The following is a 642-nucleotide window of genomic DNA, read 5'->3' on the forward strand; positions in this document are numbered from 1 at the left end:
TTCTAGTTCTACAACCCCAACATCGTATAGGTAGCTGTGAGTCTTCAAGGAGAATAACAGCGTCAAACCATAAACTATAATCAAAATAACTGCTACAAAAATCGACAGCTTAGTAATAGCGCTTTGCTCGACTACATTAGATGTAGTAATCACCATAGCCGGCAGTACAATTGCAGTCACTGCTAGTGTCATTGTCGAACCATTGACTCGCGCTGCCATTGGCTGAAAAGTCTGCTCCTTATAGCGTAAACCTCCTAGCAACATAGATAGCCCCATTACCAGCAGCAAATTACTGATAATTGTCCCGGTAATACTGGCTTTGACAATATCTACTAAGCCTTGTTTAAGAGCTACTAAAGCAATAATTAGCTCAGTTGCATTCCCAAAAACTGCATTTAACAAACCTCCTATAGAAGGCCCTAAAACCACAGCAATTTCTTCTGTTGCCTGACTCAGCCAAACTGCTAACGGAATGATTGCAACTGCTGAAAGCCCAAACACTATTAATGCATCCCATTCTAACTTTTCTGCCACAATAGCAATCGGGACAAAAACTAGCAAACCAATTGAAATTAGATTTTTAGTTTGTATATTTTTGAGTGCGGTTGGCATAACTATATAGCGCTAATAATGAGAACTCTC

General features: G+C 39.7%; 1 protein-coding gene. It reads right to left on the reverse strand.

Going from position 1 to position 642, the window contains the following annotated elements; all coding sequences use genetic code 11:
• Positions 1 to 612: calcium/proton exchanger (gene cax / locus ACEYW6_RS36530; protein ID WP_412983658.1), on the reverse strand; the 612-nt coding region annotated here is incomplete at its 3' end.
• Positions 613 to 642: the final 30 nt, after the last annotated feature.

It is taken from the genome of Nostoc sp. UIC 10607 (assembly GCF_047228265.1).
Taxonomy (GTDB): Bacteria; Cyanobacteriota; Cyanobacteriia; order Cyanobacteriales; family Nostocaceae; genus Nostoc; species Nostoc foliaceum_A.